At 71.9% G+C, this 16,932-nt stretch carries 13 protein-coding genes; 9 read left to right on the plus strand and 4 right to left on the minus strand.

Annotation, left to right across the window (positions count from 1 at the left end):
• The first annotated feature begins 107 nt into the window (after positions 1-107).
• Positions 108-1,358 carry an MFS transporter gene (locus ACFQ7Q_RS00750; protein ID WP_383547836.1) on the plus strand — a complete coding sequence of 417 codons (1,251 nt, stop codon included), beginning with the start codon at positions 108-110 and terminating at the stop codon, positions 1,356-1,358.
• 52 nt (positions 1,359-1,410) lie between these two features.
• On the opposite strand, the gene ACFQ7Q_RS00755 is transcribed toward ACFQ7Q_RS00750, so the two are convergent.
• Genes ACFQ7Q_RS00755 through ACFQ7Q_RS00765 form a run of 3 tightly spaced genes read right to left on the minus strand, consistent with a single transcriptional unit; the run spans position 1,411 to position 4,353 of the window.
• Positions 1,411-2,649 (minus strand): cytochrome P450, encoded by a 1,239-nt coding sequence (locus tag ACFQ7Q_RS00755; protein ID WP_383547838.1) that lies wholly within the window; start codon positions 2,647-2,649, stop codon positions 1,411-1,413.
• Between the two features lie 38 nt (positions 2,650-2,687).
• Positions 2,688-4,082, minus strand: a complete 1,395-nt coding sequence (locus tag ACFQ7Q_RS00760) for an NAD(P)/FAD-dependent oxidoreductase (RefSeq protein WP_383547841.1) — start codon at positions 4,080-4,082, stop codon at positions 2,688-2,690.
• Entirely contained in the window at positions 4,072-4,353 is a 282-nt protein-coding gene (locus ACFQ7Q_RS00765) for a ferredoxin (protein ID WP_383547844.1), read from the minus strand. The genes ACFQ7Q_RS00760 and ACFQ7Q_RS00765 overlap by 11 nt, the downstream gene beginning before the upstream one ends.
• Before the next feature lie 364 nt (positions 4,354-4,717).
• Between ACFQ7Q_RS00765 and ACFQ7Q_RS00770 the strand changes: the two genes are divergently transcribed.
• The 8 genes from ACFQ7Q_RS00770 (at position 4,718) to ACFQ7Q_RS00805 (ending at position 14,984) form a co-directional block, all read left to right on the plus strand.
• Positions 4,718-5,761, plus strand: a complete 1,044-nt coding sequence (locus ACFQ7Q_RS00770) for a GNAT family N-acetyltransferase (RefSeq protein WP_383547846.1) — start codon at positions 4,718-4,720, stop codon at positions 5,759-5,761.
• A gap of 138 nt (positions 5,762-5,899) precedes the next feature.
• A complete protein-coding gene (locus ACFQ7Q_RS00775; protein ID WP_383547848.1) occupies positions 5,900-6,796 on the plus strand; it encodes an oxygenase MpaB family protein in 897 nt (298 codons plus the stop codon).
• Positions 6,778-9,042, plus strand: a complete 2,265-nt coding sequence (locus ACFQ7Q_RS00780; RefSeq protein ID WP_383547850.1) for a tetratricopeptide repeat protein — start codon at positions 6,778-6,780, stop codon at positions 9,040-9,042. Before ACFQ7Q_RS00775 ends, ACFQ7Q_RS00780 begins: the two co-directional genes overlap by 19 nt.
• Positions 9,043-9,084: 42 nt before the next feature.
• Positions 9,085-10,623 carry a phytoene desaturase family protein gene (locus ACFQ7Q_RS00785; protein WP_383547852.1) on the plus strand — a complete coding sequence of 513 codons (1,539 nt, stop codon included), beginning with the start codon at positions 9,085-9,087 and terminating at the stop codon, positions 10,621-10,623.
• 158 nt (positions 10,624-10,781) lie between these two features.
• Positions 10,782-11,816 (plus strand): L-threonine 3-dehydrogenase, encoded by a 1,035-nt coding sequence (gene tdh, locus ACFQ7Q_RS00790; protein ID WP_383547855.1) that lies wholly within the window; start codon positions 10,782-10,784, stop codon positions 11,814-11,816.
• A gap of 2 nt (positions 11,817-11,818) precedes the next feature.
• Complete coding sequence (locus tag ACFQ7Q_RS00795) at positions 11,819-13,018, plus strand: glycine C-acetyltransferase (protein WP_383547858.1); 1,200 nt, start codon at positions 11,819-11,821, stop codon at positions 13,016-13,018.
• Between the two features lie 25 nt (positions 13,019-13,043).
• On the plus strand, positions 13,044-13,952 hold the full coding sequence (locus ACFQ7Q_RS00800; RefSeq protein ID WP_383547861.1) for a LysR family transcriptional regulator: 909 nt from the start codon (positions 13,044-13,046) through the stop codon (positions 13,950-13,952).
• A 123-nt stretch (positions 13,953-14,075) separates the two neighbouring features.
• Positions 14,076-14,984 carry a proline iminopeptidase-family hydrolase gene (locus ACFQ7Q_RS00805; protein ID WP_383547864.1) on the plus strand — a complete coding sequence of 303 codons (909 nt, stop codon included), beginning with the start codon at positions 14,076-14,078 and terminating at the stop codon, positions 14,982-14,984.
• Positions 14,985-15,000: 16 nt separating this feature from the next.
• Here the strand turns inward: ACFQ7Q_RS00805 and ACFQ7Q_RS00810 are convergent, their stop codons facing one another.
• Positions 15,001-16,800 carry a serine hydrolase gene (locus ACFQ7Q_RS00810; RefSeq protein ID WP_383547866.1) on the minus strand — a complete coding sequence of 600 codons (1,800 nt, stop codon included), beginning with the start codon at positions 16,798-16,800 and terminating at the stop codon, positions 15,001-15,003.
• Positions 16,801-16,932: the final 132 nt, after the last annotated feature.

A 16,932-nucleotide genomic window follows, 5' to 3' on the forward strand; every position in this document is an offset into this window, starting at 1 on the left:
TCATGGAACGGCTCACGGGGCGGGGTCGAGATCCATCCGGGCGTCGACGACCCCCTCCGACATCGCCCGTCGGGGGCGGTGTCCGGGTCCGTTGCTAGCCTGCTGCCATGATCAAGAGCAGTCCGGACGGGCGAATAACCCGCATGGTGGGGGACAGCGGGCCGGAGCGCGTGCTGATCGCCGCCAGTTTCGTCAACCGGGTCGGCAACGGGCTGTTCAACGCCGCGTCGGCGCTCTACTTCACCTTGGTCGTGGGTCTGCCCGCGGTGCAGGTCGGTGCGGCGCTCACCATCGCCGGACTGATCGGCTTGTGCGCCGGGGTGCCCGGAGGGCATCTCGCCGACCGGCGCGGGGCGCGCACGATCATGATGCTGGCCCTCGCGGTCCAGACGCTGTCGATGGCGGCCCTCGTCCTCGTCGAGAGCTGGGCCGCGCTCACGGTCATCGCGACGGTCGACCAGATCGCCGCGGCGGTCGGCGGGGCGGCCTGGGGCGCTCTGGTGGTCCGGGTCGGGGGCGATCGTCCGGCCCTGTTCCGGGCGAGGCTGCGCACGTTCGTCAACCTGGGCGTCATCCTCGGGACGGTGGGCGCCGGGCTGGCGCTGGCGGCGGACACCCGTGCCGCCTATGTCACCCTGATCCTCGGCAACGCGGCGAGCTTCGCCCTGTGCGCGGTACTTCTGCTCCTGCTGCCCCGCTATCCGGTGCTGGCGGCACCGCCGCGGCAGCGTCGCTGGCTCGCCTTCACGGACCGCCCGTACCTGACGTTCACCGCCCTCTACGGGGCCATGGGCCTGCAGTACCCGGTGGTCTCCCTGCTCCTGCCGATCTGGATCTCCGAACACACCCAGGCACCACGCTGGACGGTGGCCGCGCTGTTCGCCGTCAACGCCGCCTTCTGCGTACTGATGCAGACCAGGATCGGCTCCCGTATCGAAACCCCGTACGACGGCGGCAGGGCGTTCCGTACCGCGGGGCTGCTCTTCCTCGTCAGCTGCCCGATGATGGCGCTGGCGGCGTACACCCCGGTCTGGGCGGCAGCGGGACTGGTCCTGGCGGCGATCTTCGTCCATAGTCTGGGGGAGGTCTGGGAGTCATCGGCGGGCTTCGCCCTCGGCTTCGGTCTCGCCCCCGACCATGCCCAGGGCCAGTACCAGGGTGTCCTCGGCCTCGGCTTCAGCGCGGGCCAGGCCCTTGCTCCCGCGATCCTCACCACGGTGGTGCTCGGCCTCGGCACGGCAGGCTGGCTGCTGCTCGCGGTGTTCTTCGCGGCGCTGGGCGCTGCCGGCCCGTCTCTCGCCCGCTGGGGAGTGCGGACCCGGCCGCAGCCGCCCGTGGCCGCCGAAGCGACGGGATGAACAGGAGTAGGCCACGACCCCCCTGCCGAGCCGACGCCTCGCGGCGGGACGCTCAGGGGCGGACCCCGTCGATGCCGATGCGCAGATGGCGCGGGCCGCGCAGCACCGCGTTGTGGCGGTACGGCGGTGGGTCCTCAAGCAGCCGTGGGTTGTCGAGGCGGCGGGCCAGTGCCGACAGGGCGAGCTGGGCCTCCAGGCGGGCCAAGGGCGCGCCGAAGCAGGAGTGGATGCCGCTTCCCAGGCCGAGGTGCTGGATGTCCTCGCGGTCCGGGTCGAAGCGGTCGGGATCCGGGAAGCGCTCCGGGTCCCGGTTGCCCGAGGCGAGCACCAGCCAGATCACCGAGCCCTTCGGAATCGTGACCCCGCGCAGCTCGATGTCCGTGATACAGGTGCGCTGGGGCACCAGTTGCACCGGCGGCTCGTAACGCAGCAACTCCTCCACGATGTTGACGGCGAGCGCCGGATCGTCGCGCAGTCTGTCGAGGACGTCCGGGTGGCGGAGCAGCGTCAGCATGCCGTTGGTGATGAGGTTGACCGTCGTCTCGTGGCCCGCGATCAGCAGGAGGACCGCGGTGCTGAGCACCTCCATCGTCGTCATGGGACCGTCGTCGCCGCGACTCGTCACCAGCTCCGACAGCATGTCGTCGCGGGGTTCCTTGCCACGCTGCTCGACCAGTCCGGCCAGATACATGCCGAGTTGCAGCCGCGCCTCCCGCGCCTCCTGCCGCCGCTCGGCGGTGTCACCGCCCGCGTCCGGGTCCAGACCGGCCACGATCGGGTCGACCCAGGAGCGGAATCGCGGCTCGTCCTCGCGCGGCACGCCGAGCAGCCGGCAGATCACCGTCACGGGAAAGGGGTACGCGAACTGGTCGACCAGGTCGATCTCCCCTGCGTCCCCGAGGTCGTCGAGCAGCCCGGAGACGATCTCGGCCAACTCGTCGCGCATGGAGTCGACCCGGTGGGGGCTGTGCGGCGGGCCGAACGGGCGGGTGGCGATCCGCCGCAGCCGGTCGTGCTCGGGCGGATCGAGCCGGATGAAGCTCGGTGGCAGCCCGGTCTCCTCCGCGCCACCCATGTCGTCGGGGCTCGCCACGGCGAGGTTGGCGGCGTCCGAGCTGATTCGGGGGTCGTGGAGCAGATGGAGGATGTCGTAGTAGGAGCTGATGACGTAAGGGCCGCCCTCCTCCTCCTGGAGCACCGGGGTCTCGCGGAGCTTCTCGTACAGCGGGTACGGGTTCGCGCGATTGGCGTAGTCGGTGATCTGGCGCAGGAGCGGGGTGGCGTGCGTCATGAGGTGTCCTCGGGGCGAGAGGGCCGGACGGGTGTCGGTCAGCTGTGGGCCGGGGTGAAGACCATCTGTTGGTCGGTGGGCGAGTAGCCGCTGAGGGTCACCGTCGGGCCATGGGTCGGCAGGGACGGGTCGGGGAACTCGGCCGGGACCGGCCCGCGGCCCTCGGGCCGCCGGTCCACCGTCGGGAAGTCCACGGGGAACGGCGCGCCCGTCCGGATCAGGCGCTCGTAGAACTCCAGCCACCGCGAGTTGTCGAAGCTGACGGCCGCGATGACGCGGCCCTGGTGGCCGTACACCCCGATGAAGCGCCGCTCACCGGGCGACCCCTGGGTGAACATGATCTCGTCGCCCATCGAGGGCACGCCGACCGACTTGATGTTCACCCCGAACTGGGATGACCAGAAGGAGGGCACCCCCATGTGGGGTCGGCGCTCCGCGCTGACACTGATCATGTTGTGCGCGGCGATCTCGGCCTGCGCCACGGCGTTGCCCCAGTGCTCCAGGGCCAGGAACTGGTAGTTGAACAGGGCGTTCGGAGACCGCGCGACATCACCGGCCGCGTAGACGTCGTCCGTGACGATGCCCCGGATGTCGAAGGCCCGGCAGCCGGCGTCGCAGGCGATGCCGCGGGGGCCGGCGCCGAGACCGGAACCGGCCAGCCACTCGGTGTTGCGGATCGCTCCGAGGGAGACGACCACGACATCCGCCTCGACGACGCTGCCGTCGGAGAGATGGGCGCACCGCACCCGGCCCGCCGCATCGCCCTCCAGGGCGGTGACCGTGACGCCCGTACGCAGATCCACGCCGTTCTCGCGGTGCAGGTCCGCCGCGACCGCACCGATCACGCCGCCGAGCGCACCCACCAGCGGAGCGTCGGCGCGCTCCGTCACGGTGACGTCGATGCCCCGGTCCCGGCAGGCCGAGGCGATCTCCGAACCGGTGAACCCGGCGCCGACGACCAGGACACGACGGGGCGAGGCAGCCATCCGGCGGTGGAGGCCGACCGCGTCGTCGCGGGTCCGTAGCGCGAAGACCCCGTCCAACTGGGCTTCCGCCTCGTGCGGCCAGGGCCGGGCGCGCACCCCGGTCGCGATCAGCAGCCGGTCGTACTCCACCGCGTCCCCGTCGGCCAGGAGCACGCGCTTGGCCACCATGTCCAGACCGCTCGCCGGGACTCCGAGCCGCCAGGTGGCGTCGAACTCCCGGCGCCGGGGGAGTTCGGTGTGGGCCGGCGATGCCTTGCCCAGCAGGACGGCCTTGGACAGCGGCGGCCGGTCGTACGGCTCGTACGGCTCGTCCCCGATCAGGGTGAGCGAACCGGTGAAGCCTTCCGCTCGCAGCGTCTCAGCCGCCCGCAGACCCGCGAGCGAAGCCCCCACGATTACGATCCGGCCCTCGCGCCTGAGCCACGCGTGGAAGTCGTCAACGGCCATCGAACCGCTCCTGCCCCGGCCGAACGGCCTGCGCGGAGCGAGCGGACCGGCCGGGATGCCCGGGGCTGTGGTCCGTTCCCGCCAAGCCCTCCGCCGTGATCGCCTGCACCGGACAGGCGGCGACGGCGCGCGCCACCTTCTCCCGATGCTCGTCCTCGGCGTGGGGGTCGTAGACGAGCGCCTCCTCCCCGTGCATCGTGAACACCTCGGGCGCGAGGAAGGCGCACTGCGCGTATCCCTGGCATCTGTTGAGATCGACGACAAGCCTCATCAGTGCTCCGGTCTTCCGCGGCCAGGTCCGAGGAGCCAGGGTTCGACGGCGGCCTCGGACAGCGGTCATCTCCCCCCGGACCAGCATGGAAGCCGCATCGGGTTCGCGCTCGCCGAGGGCCGCCGAAGGAGTGGCCCACCGTGGGACGAGCGACCCGACGGTCCGCGCGGCTCGAGAAAATCATGCCCGGGCCCCGTCTTCGGCCTGGCATCGTGTACGAGGCCGCGCCCCGTGGACGCGCGTCCACGATCCGCTGACGAGGCCGCGCGTCGCGGATGCGCCGCCGCCCCCGATCGGCCCCACTGTCCGCCTGCCGAGCAGCGCGCGACACACTGTCCAGGTTCACCGCACGAACGGAGACCCCATGACGGACGTACCCGAACAGTCCGAGCACACCGAGTCCGCCGACTCGACGGACCCGGGCGCCCCCGTACACCCGCAGTACCCGGTCCGGACGAAGCGGCTGAGCCTGCGCCCCGTGCGCGAGGACGACCTCGAAGCGATCTACGCCCACCGCTCGTTGCCCGAGGTCGCGCTCTACCTGCCGCACGAGCCGCACACCAGGGACGTGACCGCGCAGACGCTGGAGCGCCTGATCTCGGGTGAGGCGCTCGCCACTCCCGGAGACTGGCTCGGGCTGGCCGTGGAGAACGAGTCGGGGCGGGTCGTCGGCGAGGTGTTCCTCCGGCGGGAGCCCGACGAACCGGCCACCGGCCAGGTCGGGTTCGCGTTCCACCCGGACGTACACGGCACGGGCATGGCCACCGAGGCGGTCACGGCGGCGCTCGACATCGCCTTCGAGAGCTTCCGCTGGCACCGCGTCATCGGAATCTGCGACGTACGCAACGTCGCCTCCGCGGCCCTCATGCGACGCATCGGGATGCGCCACGAGTCCGTTCTGCGTGACGGCACCTTCCTCAAGGGCGCCTGGTGCAGCGACTCGGTGTTCGCCGTGCTGGCCGGTGAATGGCGCCGGAACCCGCCGCCTGCCCGGGAACGCGCCGTCGACAAGGTGGTCACCACCTTCCTCTCCGCGTTCACCCGCCGCGAGGGAGGGCCGGTCAGCCTGGACGCGGCCAGGGCCGTGTTCGCTCCCGAGGCGGTGATCGAGTTCGTGGCGCAGGACGGGCAGGTGACCCGGATGGACGTCGACGAGTTCCTGGTGCCCCGTCAAGCCTTCCTGAACGGATCCGAGTTGACCGACTTCGAGGAGTTCGAGGTCAGCTTCTCCACCGTCGTCGTCGCGGGACGCGCGCTGCGGTACTCGCTCTACCACAAGCACGGCGTCCGCGACGGGGTGCCGTTCGCCGGATGGGGACGCCAGCACTTCGAGCTCGCCGCCGACGCCTCGGGGGACTGGCTGATCCGCTCCCTCACCTGGACCGACGATCCCGAGGCGCGGAACTGAGGGGCCGCGCTCGGGCCGCCCACCTCGATCCCGAGGTGGGGAACCGAGGCGCCGCGCTCAAGGCCGCCCACGCCGTCGTCCCGCTTCGCCCCCACCTGGTGGGGTCGCTCCGGCGACAGCACCCGTAGCCTGAACGGTATGAGGCAGGACGCCGATCCCGGGCTCTTCGGACCCGATTCCGTCACCTGGCAGCTGCACGGCGACCCGGTGATGTGGATCGCCGGCGTCCGCGCTCTCTATCTGCAGGCACTGCATCCCGTCGCCGTGCGCGGCGTGATGATCAACAGTGATTTCAGGAAGGACGCCTGGGGCCGGCTCCTGCGCACGGCGAACTTCGTCGGCACGATCAGCTACGGCACCACCGACGCCGCCGAGGCGGCCGGTGCCCGCGTGCGGAAGATCCACCGGCTGCTCGGCGTCGACGACCCCGAGCTCCTGCTCTGGGTGCACTGCGCCGAGGTCGATTCGTACCTCTCCGTCGTCCGTCGCTCCGGCATCCCCCTCACCGACGCCCAGGCCGACCGCTACATCGACGAACACCGCACGTCCGCCCGGCTCGTCGGGCTCGACCCGGGAGAGGTGCCCGCCACCGCGCGCGAGCTCGCCGACTACTTCGACGGCATACGCCCGCGGCTCGCCGCGGGCGAGGACGCGCGGATCGTCGACGCGTTCCTGCGCCGTCCCCCGGTCGAACCCGCCCTGCGCCCGGCGCGCGAGATCGTCTGGCGGCGCGTTGCCGCACTCGCGTACGGCGCGCTGCCTCCCTACGCCCACGCGCTGTACGGCCGGCCCGCACCGCCGCCCGACACCGTCACCCATCAGCTCACCGTGGCGGGAAACCTGCTGCGCTGCATCCCGGCACGGATGCGCTGGCGGCTGCCGCCAGGTCACATCTTGAACGCGATGGCCCGTCTGGGCCCCGCCACGCGCCCCGCCCCGTACAAACTCCGCAGCCAGACGGCCATACTGGACGAGCCGGGGAGGGCGCAGCGAATCGACGGGGGCGACAGCACGCGATGGCGGAAACCAGGCTGATCCAGGGCCGGTACCGGCTGCACGACGTGATCGGACGCGGGGGCATGGGCGAGGTGTGGCGCGCCACCGACGAGTCGCTCGGGCGCCGCGTCGCGGTCAAGTGCCTCAAGCCGCTGGGACCGCAGCAGGACGCGAACTTCGTGACGGTGCTGCGCGAACGCTTCCGCCGCGAGGCGCGCGTCGCCGCCTCGCTCCAGCACCGCGGCGTCACCGTCGTGCACGACTTCGGCGAGTCCGACGGTGTCCTCTTCCTCGTCATGGAGCTGCTGGAGGGCCACAACCTCAGCCAGATCCTGGAGGAGAACAAACAGCACCCCCTGCCGGTGCCGGACGTCGTCGACATCGCCGAGCAGGTCGCCGACGCCCTCGCGTACACGCACCGGCAGGGGATCGTGCACCGCGACCTCAAGCCGGCCAACATCATGCGGCTCGGCGACGGCGCCGTGAAGATCTGCGACTTCGGGATAGCGCGACTGGGCGCCGACATCGGCTTCACCTCCCGCCTCACCGGCACCGGCATCGCCATGGGCACCCCGCACTACATGTCACCCGAGCAGATCAGCGGCGGCGAGGTAGACCACCGCAGCGACCTGTACTCGCTGGGGTGCGTGCTGTACGAGATCGCCACCGGCGCCCCGCCCTTCGACCTCGACGACGCGTGGGCCGTCCTCGTCGGCCATCGCGACACCCCGCCGGAGCCGCTGCGCACGCACCGCGCCGAACTCCCCGACTACCTGGACCGGATCGTCCTCGACCTGCTCGCCAAGACGCCGGAGGGGCGGCCCACCGACGCGACCGACCTGCGTCGTCGGATCGTCTCGGCACGGACCGGATCGCAGCGGGTCTCCGCGGAGGTACGGGTGCCGGAGGCGGCCGCGCCCCGGCTCCCCTCCTGGGCCGGCCGGATGACGCACGGCCACCGGGCCACCGCGGCCTCCCTCGCGCTGCGGACCGTGGCCTTCGACCCGGCCGCCGGGCTCACGGGGGAGTGGACCGCCGCGTCACGCGTCCTTCCCGCGTCGGACCGCGACGTCCCGCGGTCCACCCCGTCGTCCGCAACGCCCGCGCCGGGCTTGGTCCCGCGGTCCACCCCGGCCCCCGAACTCCTCGCCGTCCTCGCCAGCCGGCACAAGGCCGGGCTCAGTCTCGGTCGGCTCGGCCGCTGGGAGGAGGCGGAGGACGTGCACCGGTCCGTCGCCGAGGACCGCGAGAGGGTCCTCGGACCCGACCACCCGGAGACCCTCACCAGCCGGTACGAACTCGGCTTCACGCTCAGCCGGCTCGCCCGCCCCGCCGACGCCCTGCGTGCCTTCGCCCGGGTCGCCGAGGCGCGCGAGCGCGTCCTCGGACCCGACCACGCCGACACCTTGGCCGCGCGCCAGGAGACGGCGTACGTGCTCGGGCGTCTCGGACGCCACTTCGAGGCGCACCAGGTCTACGCGACGGTGCTCGCCTCCCGCGAGCGCACGATGGGCCCGGACCACCCCGACACCCTGCGCTGCCGCCACAATCTGGCGTTCAACCTCGGGCGGCTCGGGCGTCTGGACGAGTCCTATCGAATGGCCCGGGAGGTGGCCGAGGCGCGCACCCGCCTGCTCGGCGACGAGCATCCCGACACGCTCGTGACCCGCTACGAAGTGGCTTACACCCTCGGGCAGTTGGATCGCTGGCCGGAGGCGCTCGCGACGTACCGGGACGTGGCCTCCGCGCGCGGTTCCGTCCTGGGTCCCGACCACCCCGACACCCTCGCGGCCCGCTACGAGGTCGGGATCTGTCTGGGCCGGCTCGGCCGGAGCGCCGAGGCCCTGGAGCTCTACCGCGACCTGGTCGACGCCCGTACCCGCGTGCACGGCCCCGACGATCCCGAGACGCTGCGCGCCCGCCACGGCCTGGGCGTCAATCTCGGCCGGCTCTCCCGCTGGGAGGAGGCCGTGGAGGAGGCGCGGGAGGTGTGCGCCGTCCGCGAGCGGGTCCTCGGCGCCGACCATCCCGACACGCTCGTCAGCCGCCGCGAGATCGCCGTCGGCCTCGGCTGGCTTGCGGACTGGGCGGCCGCCCTGTCGGTCTACCGCCAGGTCGCCGACGCCCGGGAGCGGGTCCTCGGTGCCGACCACGTCGACACCCTGGCCAGCCGCCACGACGAGGCCCACTGCCTGGAGCAGCTCGGCCGCCACGCGGAGGCCGTCGACCTCTACCGGCGCGTCGCCGCGCTGCGCCGGACGGACGGGGAGCCGAACACGGCCTAGACGCGGGGTTCCGCGGGCGATCTTCGCGTGTTAGCAAGAGACATGACCGCACAGCGCTCGTACGACGCCGTCATCGTCGGTGGTGGCCACAACGGACTGGTCGCCGCCGCCTACCTGGCCCGCGCCGGACGCACCGTCCTCGTCCTGGAACGCCTCGGCTCGACCGGCGGGGCGGCCGTCTCCACGCGGCCCTTCGACGGGGTCGACGCCCGGCTCTCCCGGTACTCCTACCTCGTCTCGCTCCTGCCGCCGAAGATCGTGCGCGAACTCGGGCTGCGGTTCGCCGTGCGGAAACGGTCCATCTCCTCGTACACCCCCAAGGGCGACAGCGGGCTGCTCGTCGGCGGGGGCGCCGACCGCACCCGCGCCTCCTTCGCCGCGCTCACCGGCTCCGACCGGGAGTACGAGGCATGGCAGGCGTTCTACGGCCGTACGGGAGAGGTCGCGCAGCGTGTCTTCCCCACGCTCACGGAGCCGCTGCCCACCCGTGAGGAGCTGCGCGCCCGGGTGGCCGACGAGACCGCCTGGCGGATGCTCTTCGAGCAGCCCATCGGCGTCGGTGTCGAGGAGAACTTCACCGACGACCTCGTCCGCGGTGTCGTCCTCACGGACGCGCTCATCGGGACCTTCGCCGACGCCCACGACCCCTCGCTGCTCCAGAACCGCTGCTTCCTCTACCACGTCATCGGTGGCGGTACGGGTGACTGGGACGTTCCCGTCGGCGGCATGGGAGCCCTCACCGACGCCCTCGCGGACGCCGCCCGTGCGGCGGGTGCGGAGATCCGCACCGGGCACGAGGCCACCCGGATCGAGACCGACGGCAGGCGCGCCGAGATCACCTACCGCACGGCGGAGGGCGAAGGCGTGGTCGCGGCGGAGCACGCTCTGGTGAATGCCTCCCCGAAGGCGCTCGCCGCCCTGCTCGGCGACACACCCCCGCCGGCCGCCGAAGGCGCCCAGCTCAAGGTCAACATGCTCCTCACCCGGCTCCCCAGGCTCCGGGACCGGTCCGTCGACCCCCGCGAGGCATTCGCGGGTACGTTCCACATCGCCGAGGGGTACGAGCAGTTGGCCACCGCCTACGCCGAAGCCGCCGCGGGCCGGCTGCCGAGCGCGCCGCCCTCCGAGATCTACTGCCACTCGCTGACCGATCCGAGCATCCTCGGCCCCGAACTCGCCGAGAGCGGCCACCAGACCCTCACGCTCTTCGGCCTGCACACCCCCGCCCGGCTGTTCGCCGCCGACAACGACACCGCCCGCGCGACGCTCCTCAAGGCGACGCTCGCCGAGCTCGACGCCGTACTGGACGAGCCGCTCGCCGACTGCCTCGCCGTCGACGCGGAGGGACGGCCCTGCATCGAGGCCAAGACCCCGCTCGACCTCGAACGCGATCTGCGGCTGCCCGGCGGCCACATCTTCCACCGAGACCTCTCCTTCCCGTACGGGGAAGAGGGCACCGGCCGCTGGGGCGTCGAGACCGAGCACGCCAACGTCCTGCTCTGCGGCGCGGGCGCCGTGAGGGGCGGCGGAGTGAGCGGCATCCCCGGCCACAACGCGGCGATGGCGGCGCTCGGACGGTGAGGGCCCGGCCTGGCGTGAAGCTCACCTGTGACCGCGCTTAAGAAAACCTCGATGGACCCCGATGCAGGACATACGGAAGATTCTCTTCGAGGATCTTGGGCGCGAACCCGTGCCCGAACCCCGTAGGTCACAGGACACGCACGTCGGGAGCCAAGGCATTGAAGGCGCTGGTCAAGCAGAAGGCGGAGCCGGGACTCTGGCTCACGGACGTACCGGAGCCGGAGATCGGCAGCGGAGACGTACTGATCAAGGTCAAGCGCACCGGCATCTGCGGAACGGACCTCCACATCCGCTCCTGGGACGGCTGGGCGCAGAAGACGATCTCCACGCCGCTGACCCTCGGCCACGAGTTCGTGGGCGAGGTCGTCGAGACCGGCCGTGACGTCGCGGACATCGCCGTCGGCGACCTGGTCAGCGGCGAGGGCCACCTCGTCTGCGGCAAGTGCCGCAACTGTCTGGCCGGCCGCCGCCACCTCTGCCGCGCCACCGTCGGCCTCGGCGTCGGCCGCGACGGCGCGTTCGCCGAGTACGTCGCCCTGCCGGCGTCCAACGTCTGGGTCCATCGCGTCCCCGTCGACCTCGACGTCGCCGCGATCTTCGACCCCTTCGGCAACGCCGTGCACACCGCGCTGTCCTTCCCGCTGGTCGGCGAGGACGTCCTCGTCACCGGCGCGGGCCCGATCGGCATCATGGCGGCCGCGGTCGCCAAGCACGCCGGAGCGCGCAACGTCGTGATCACCGACGTCAGCGAGGAGCGCCTCGCGCTGGCCCGCAAGGCGGGCGTCTCGCTCGCGCTGAACGTCGCCGAGCAGACGATCGCCGACGGCCAGCGCACGCTGGGCCTCAAGGAGGGCTTCGACGTCGGCCTGGAGATGTCCGGCAACCCGCACGCCATGCGCGACATGGTCGCGAACATGACCAACGGCGGCAAGATCGCCATGCTGGGCCTGCCCAGCGAGGACTTCTCCGTCGACTGGGCGAAGATCGTCACCTCCATGATCACCATCAAGGGCATCTACGGCCGAGAGATGTTCGAGACCTGGTACGCCATGTCCGTGCTGCTGGAGGGCGGACTCGACCTCGCCCCGGTGATCACCGGCCGCTACGCGTACACCGACTTCGAGGCCGCCTTCGACGACGCCGCGTCCGGCAAGGGCGGCAAGATCATCCTCGACTGGACCACTGGAGCCTGAACATGTTCGATTCCGTACGCGACGACCTCCGCACCACCCTCGACGAGATCCGCGCCGCCGGACTGCACAAGCCCGAGCGCGTCATCGGCACGCCCCAGTCCGCCACCGTCGCCGTCACCGCCGGGGGACAGCCCGGTGAGGTGCTGAACTTCTGCGCCAACAACTACCTCGGCCTCGCCGACCACCCCGAGGTGATCGCCTCCGCCCACGAGGCGCTCGACCGCTGGGGCTACGGCATGGCGTCCGTGCGCTTCATCTGCGGTACGCAGGAGGTGCACAAGGAGCTGGAGGCGCGGCTGTCCTCCTTCCTCGGCCAGGAGGACACGATCCTCTACTCCTCCTGCTTCGACGCCAACGGTGGTGTCTTCGAGACGCTGCTCGGCCCCGAGGACGCCGTCATCTCCGACGCCCTCAACCACGCCTCCATCATCGACGGCATCCGCCTCTCCAAGGCCCGCCGCTTCCGCTACGCCAACCGCGACATGGCCGACCTGGAGCAGCAGCTCAAGGAGGCCACGGAGGCCGGGGCCCGCCGCAAGCTGGTCGTCACCGACGGTGTGTTCTCGATGGACGGCTACGTCGCCCCGCTCGACGAGATCTGCGACCTGGCCGAGCGCTACGACGCCATGGTGATGGTCGACGACTCGCACGCCGTCGGTTTCGTCGGCCCCGGCGGCCGAGGCACCCCCGAGCTGCACGGCGTCATGGACCGCGTCGACATCATCACCGGCACCCTCGGCAAGGCCCTCGGCGGCGCGTCCGGCGGCTATGTCGCCGCCCGCGCCGAGATCGTCGGCCTGCTGCGCCAGCGCTCCCGCCCGTACCTGTTCTCCAACACCCTCGCGCCGGTCATCGCCGCCGCCTCCCTCAAGGTCCTCGACCTGCTGGAGTCGGCCGGCGACCTGCGCGACCGGCTGCGCGCCAACACCGAGCTGTTCCGGACCCGCATGACCGCGGAGGGATTCGACATCCTCCCCGGCGACCACGCGATCGCGCCCGTCATGATCGGCGACGCGTCCGAGGCCGGCCGCATGGCGGAGCTGCTCCTGGAGCGCGGCGTGTACGTGATCGGCTTCTCGTACCCCGTCGTCCCGCAGGGCCAGGCCCGCATCCGCGTCCAGCTCTCGGCGGCGCACTCGTCGGATGACGTGAACCGGGCCGTGGACGCGTTCGTGGACGCCCGCGCAGCCCTGCGGAGCTAGTCCCGCGGCCTGCGACACTAGGGGCATGATCGAAGCGCGGCGGCTGCACATCCTCCGTGCGGTGGCCGACCACCGCACGGTCACGGCGGCTGCCGCCGCGCTCTATCTCACCCCCTCCGCGGTCTCCCAGCAGCTCGCGGCCCTGGAGCAGGAGACCGGTCACCGGCTCGTCGAGCGCAACGCCCGAGGGGCGCGGCTCACCCCGGCGGGCGAGATCCTGCTCAGTCATGCCAACGCCGTCCTCGCCCAGCTGGAGCGCGCCGAGTCCGAGCTCGCCGCCTACGGCTCCGGCGAGGCGGGCACGGTCACGGTGGCGGCCTTCGCCACCGGCATCGGCCTGGTCGTCGCGCCGGCGATCACCGGCCTCGCCCGCACCTCGCCCGGAATCCGGGTGCGGGTGCGGGACGCGGAGGGCGACGAGAGCCTGCTGATGGTCCTGGACCGGCAGGTCGACGTGGCCGTCGCCGTCGAGTACCGGGGCGCGCCCGGCGAGGACGACGCGCGGCTCACCCGCCTACCGCTCTACGCGGAACCCTTCGACGCCGTGCTTCCCCCCGGGCACCCGTTGGCGGCCGGCGATCGGGTCGCCCTCGCCGACCTCGCCAAGGACGCCTGGATCGGGCAGTCCGCGGGCAATCCCTGCCACGACGTGACCGTCCTGGCCTGCGAGTACGCCGGCTTCGAACCCCGGCTCGAGCACTCCTCCGACGACTTCCGCGCTGTCGTCGCCCTCGCCTCGGCAGGCGCGGGCGTGGCGCTCGTACCGCGTTCGGCGCTCAGCGGCATGGCCCTCGACGCGGCGGTGATCCGGCCGGTCGACGGCGTCGCCCCCACCCGCCGCGTCTTCGCGGCGGTACGGCGCGGGGCCGAGGACCATCCCCTGATCAGCCCAGTGCTCGACGCCCTGCGGACGGCCGCCGAACCGGCCGCCTGACCGACGTCACCGGGCCCGCCGGCCCACGTCGGAGACCGACGCCGACGACGGCGCATCGCGTGGCGCCGCCGTCCCCGGCCTGCCCATGATGGGAGGGAACCCCGGTTCTCCCCAGGAGGCTCCATGCCCGTCACCGAAGGCACCGTGCCGTTCCGCGATCACCACACCTGGTACCAGGTCGTGGGCAAACTGCGCGGTCCCGGAGGGAAACTCCCGCTCCTCGTCGTGCACGGCGGCCCCGGTCTGCCGCACGACTACCTGGAGGACCTCGCGGCGCTCGCCGAGGACGACGGGCGTGCAGTCGTCTTCTACGACCAGCTCGGCTGCGGCAGGTCCGACCAGCCGGAGGACCCCGCCCTGTGGACGCTGGAGACCTTCGTGGCGGAGATCGACGCCCTGCGGAAGGAGCTCGGGCTCGACCGGCTCCATCTCCTCGGTCACTCCTGGGGCACCCAGGTGGCGCTCACGTACATCCTCGGCAGGCCGTCCGGAGTGGCCGGCCTCGTCCTGGCGGGCGTCGTCGCCGACGCGCCCTCCTACGCCGCCGAGGCGCGGCGGCTGAAGGACTCCCTGCCCGCGGAGGTGCGCGAGGTCATCGACAGATGCGAGGCGGAGGGGACGACCGACGACGACGCCTATCTGGGCGCCACCATGGCCTTCTACCAACAGTGGTTCTGCCGTCTGGACCCCTGGCCCGAGCACGTGGTGCGCTCCGTCCTCACCATGCGGGAGGAGGTGAACGCGGCGCTCTGGGGCCCGGAGTGGAACGTCACGGGCAGTCTGAAGGACTGGAGCGTCACCGACCGCCTGGGGGAGATCGACCTCCCCGTCCTGGTGACCTCCGGCCGCTACGACATGGTGACCCCCGACGTGGTCCGTCCCGTGGTGGAAGGCATTCCCGGCGCCGAGTGGGCGCTCTTCGAGAAGAGCGCCCACATGGCCTCCGTCGAGGAGCCGGACCACTTCCGTCAGGTGGTGGAGGACTTCCTCACCCGGGCGGAGAAGGAGCCGCCGGAGGCGTCGGGCAGGTGACGGTCGCGCGGACGGGTCAGTCCGCCGACCTGGTCCACCCCACCGCCTCGATCCGGGACCCGTCCGCCGGCCGGACCTCCTCGAACACCCGGCGCCCGGAGGCGTCCAGGACCCGCAGGCCGTCCACGTACACCCCGCGTCCGACGTAGAGCCGGTCCGTCGCGTACCGCCAGCGCAGGCGTACGGCGGCGGCGCTCCAGGCCGTCAGGTCGGCTTCCGCCCGGTGCCAGACGCGCCCGGACCAGCCGCTCACCGAGCCCGCCGGACGCTCCTGCGGCTCCTGCCCCTTCCGTACGGTGGTGAACGGCACCGGACCCCAGGTCGCGCCGCCGTCCGTCGACGCTTCCAGGAAGGCGGCGTCCGCGCCCGGTTCGGTGTCCCACCACAGCGCGCACTCCAGGCGGCCTGTGCCGCTGAGCGGCGGCAGCGTCAGCGTGGCCGTCGTCGTGCTCGCCATGCCCGAGAACCAGGAGTCCCGTCCGTGCGCCGGACGGACCGGGACGGCACGGGCCAGGTTGTTCGCCGCGGCGACGCGGGGAGCGGAGCCGGAGCGCCAGGTCCGGACGGGGTGGACGGAGTTGCCGAGGACGACGAGGAACGCGTCCGTCGTCGGGTCCAGGACCAGACTCGTGCCGGTGAAGCCGGTGTGGCCCGCCGTCTGCGGGGTGGCCATCGCGCCCATGTACCAGTGCTGGTGGAGCTCGAAGCCGAGGCCGTGTTCGTCACCGGGAAAGGCCGTGTTGAAGTCGGTGAACATCAGCTCCACGGACTCGGGGGAGAGGATCCGGGCGTGGCCGTACGCCCCGCCGTTGAGGAGCGTCCGGGCGAGTACGGCGAGGTCCCAGGCGCAGGAGAAGACCCCGGCGTGGCCGGCGATCCCGCCGAGGCTGTACGCGTTCTCGTCGTGGACCTCGCCCCAGACCATGCCCCGGTCGAGGCCGGACCAGGGGAGCCGGGAGTCCTCCGTCGCCGCGATCTTCGGCTTCCAGGAGGGCGGGGGGTTGAAACGGGTGCGGTGCATCCCGAGCGGAGCGGTGATCTCGTTGTGGAGCAGTACATCCAGAGTGTGACCGGTGATCTCCTCCAGGATCAGTTGAAGGGAGATCAGATTCAGATCGGAGTAGAGGTATTTGGTGCCGGGCGGACTCGGCAGGGTCTCGTTCCACAGCAGCCGCAGCTTCCCCTCCCGGGTCGGCTCCTTGTACAGCGGGATCCATGCCCGGAACCCCGAGGTGTGGGTGAGCAGCTGACGGACCGTGACGTCCTGCTTCCCGCCGCCCCCGAACTCCGGCAGATAGGCGGTGACCTTCGCCTCCAGCTCCAGTGCCCCGCGCTCGATCTGCTGCACCGCCAGGATCGAGGTGAACAGTTTCGACACGGACGCCAGGTCGAAGACCGTGTCCTGTGCCATCGCGATCCGCTGCTCCGCCGGCAGCTCGATCCCGCTGTCCGTCGTCTCGTCGTACGCCGAGTAGCGCACCGCCGACCCGATCGGCCGGTGCAGCGCGACCGTCCCTCCCCGCCCGGCCAGCAGTACCGCACCCGCGTACCACGGGCGCTTCGGAGAAGGGCCCAGGAACGCCTCGGCGTCGGAGACCAGCCGGTCGAGGTGCGCGGGCAGCAGTCCGGCCCGCTCGGCGGACCCGTGCCGCAGGGTCGTACGCCCGCCCCCGGGCGCGGAGGCCGCGGCGGCCCCCGGAATCGAGCCGACCATCACCGCACCTCCCAGGGCGAGGAGCCGGCCGCCGAACGCCCGGCGGCTGAGTCCCCGGCCCGCCGCATTCCGTGCCGAACCACCTGCCGATTCCTCCGTCATCCCTACCCTCTCCCACACCTCTGAAAGAATCCTTCGGCCACACGCGCAACGCCTGAAACTTTCTTACCGGGGTGAGGGCGAGTCAAGGAAGCGGGCGGCAGGGCAAAGAATCTGACACTGCATCAGAAAATC

The sequence above is a fragment of the Streptomyces sp. NPDC056527 genome, assembly GCF_042794475.1.
Taxonomy (GTDB): Bacteria; Actinomycetota; Actinomycetes; order Streptomycetales; family Streptomycetaceae; genus Streptomyces.

Excerpts from the sequence above, each read along its gene's own strand:
- ACFQ7Q_RS00750 (WP_383547836.1), top strand. The coding sequence starts at position 108 with ATGATCAAGAGCAGTCCGGACGGGCGAATAACCCGCATGGTGGGGGAC.
- ACFQ7Q_RS00755 (WP_383547838.1), bottom strand. The coding sequence starts at position 2,649 with ATGACGCACGCCACCCCGCTCCTGCGCCAGATCACCGACTACGCCAAT.
- ACFQ7Q_RS00760 (WP_383547841.1), bottom strand. The coding sequence starts at position 4,082 with ATGGCCGTTGACGACTTCCACGCGTGGCTCAGGCGCGAGGGCCGGATC.
- ACFQ7Q_RS00765 (WP_383547844.1), bottom strand. The coding sequence starts at position 4,353 with ATGAGGCTTGTCGTCGATCTCAACAGATGCCAGGGATACGCGCAGTGC.
- ACFQ7Q_RS00770 (WP_383547846.1), top strand. The coding sequence starts at position 4,718 with ATGACGGACGTACCCGAACAGTCCGAGCACACCGAGTCCGCCGACTCG.
- ACFQ7Q_RS00775 (WP_383547848.1), top strand. The coding sequence starts at position 5,900 with ATGAGGCAGGACGCCGATCCCGGGCTCTTCGGACCCGATTCCGTCACC.
- ACFQ7Q_RS00780 (WP_383547850.1), top strand. The coding sequence starts at position 6,778 with ATGGCGGAAACCAGGCTGATCCAGGGCCGGTACCGGCTGCACGACGTG.
- ACFQ7Q_RS00785 (WP_383547852.1), top strand. The coding sequence starts at position 9,085 with ATGACCGCACAGCGCTCGTACGACGCCGTCATCGTCGGTGGTGGCCAC.
- ACFQ7Q_RS00795 (WP_383547858.1), top strand. The coding sequence starts at position 11,819 with ATGTTCGATTCCGTACGCGACGACCTCCGCACCACCCTCGACGAGATC.
- ACFQ7Q_RS00800 (WP_383547861.1), top strand. The coding sequence starts at position 13,044 with ATGATCGAAGCGCGGCGGCTGCACATCCTCCGTGCGGTGGCCGACCAC.
- ACFQ7Q_RS00805 (WP_383547864.1), top strand. The coding sequence starts at position 14,076 with ATGCCCGTCACCGAAGGCACCGTGCCGTTCCGCGATCACCACACCTGG.
- ACFQ7Q_RS00810 (WP_383547866.1), bottom strand. The coding sequence starts at position 16,800 with ATGACGGAGGAATCGGCAGGTGGTTCGGCACGGAATGCGGCGGGCCGG.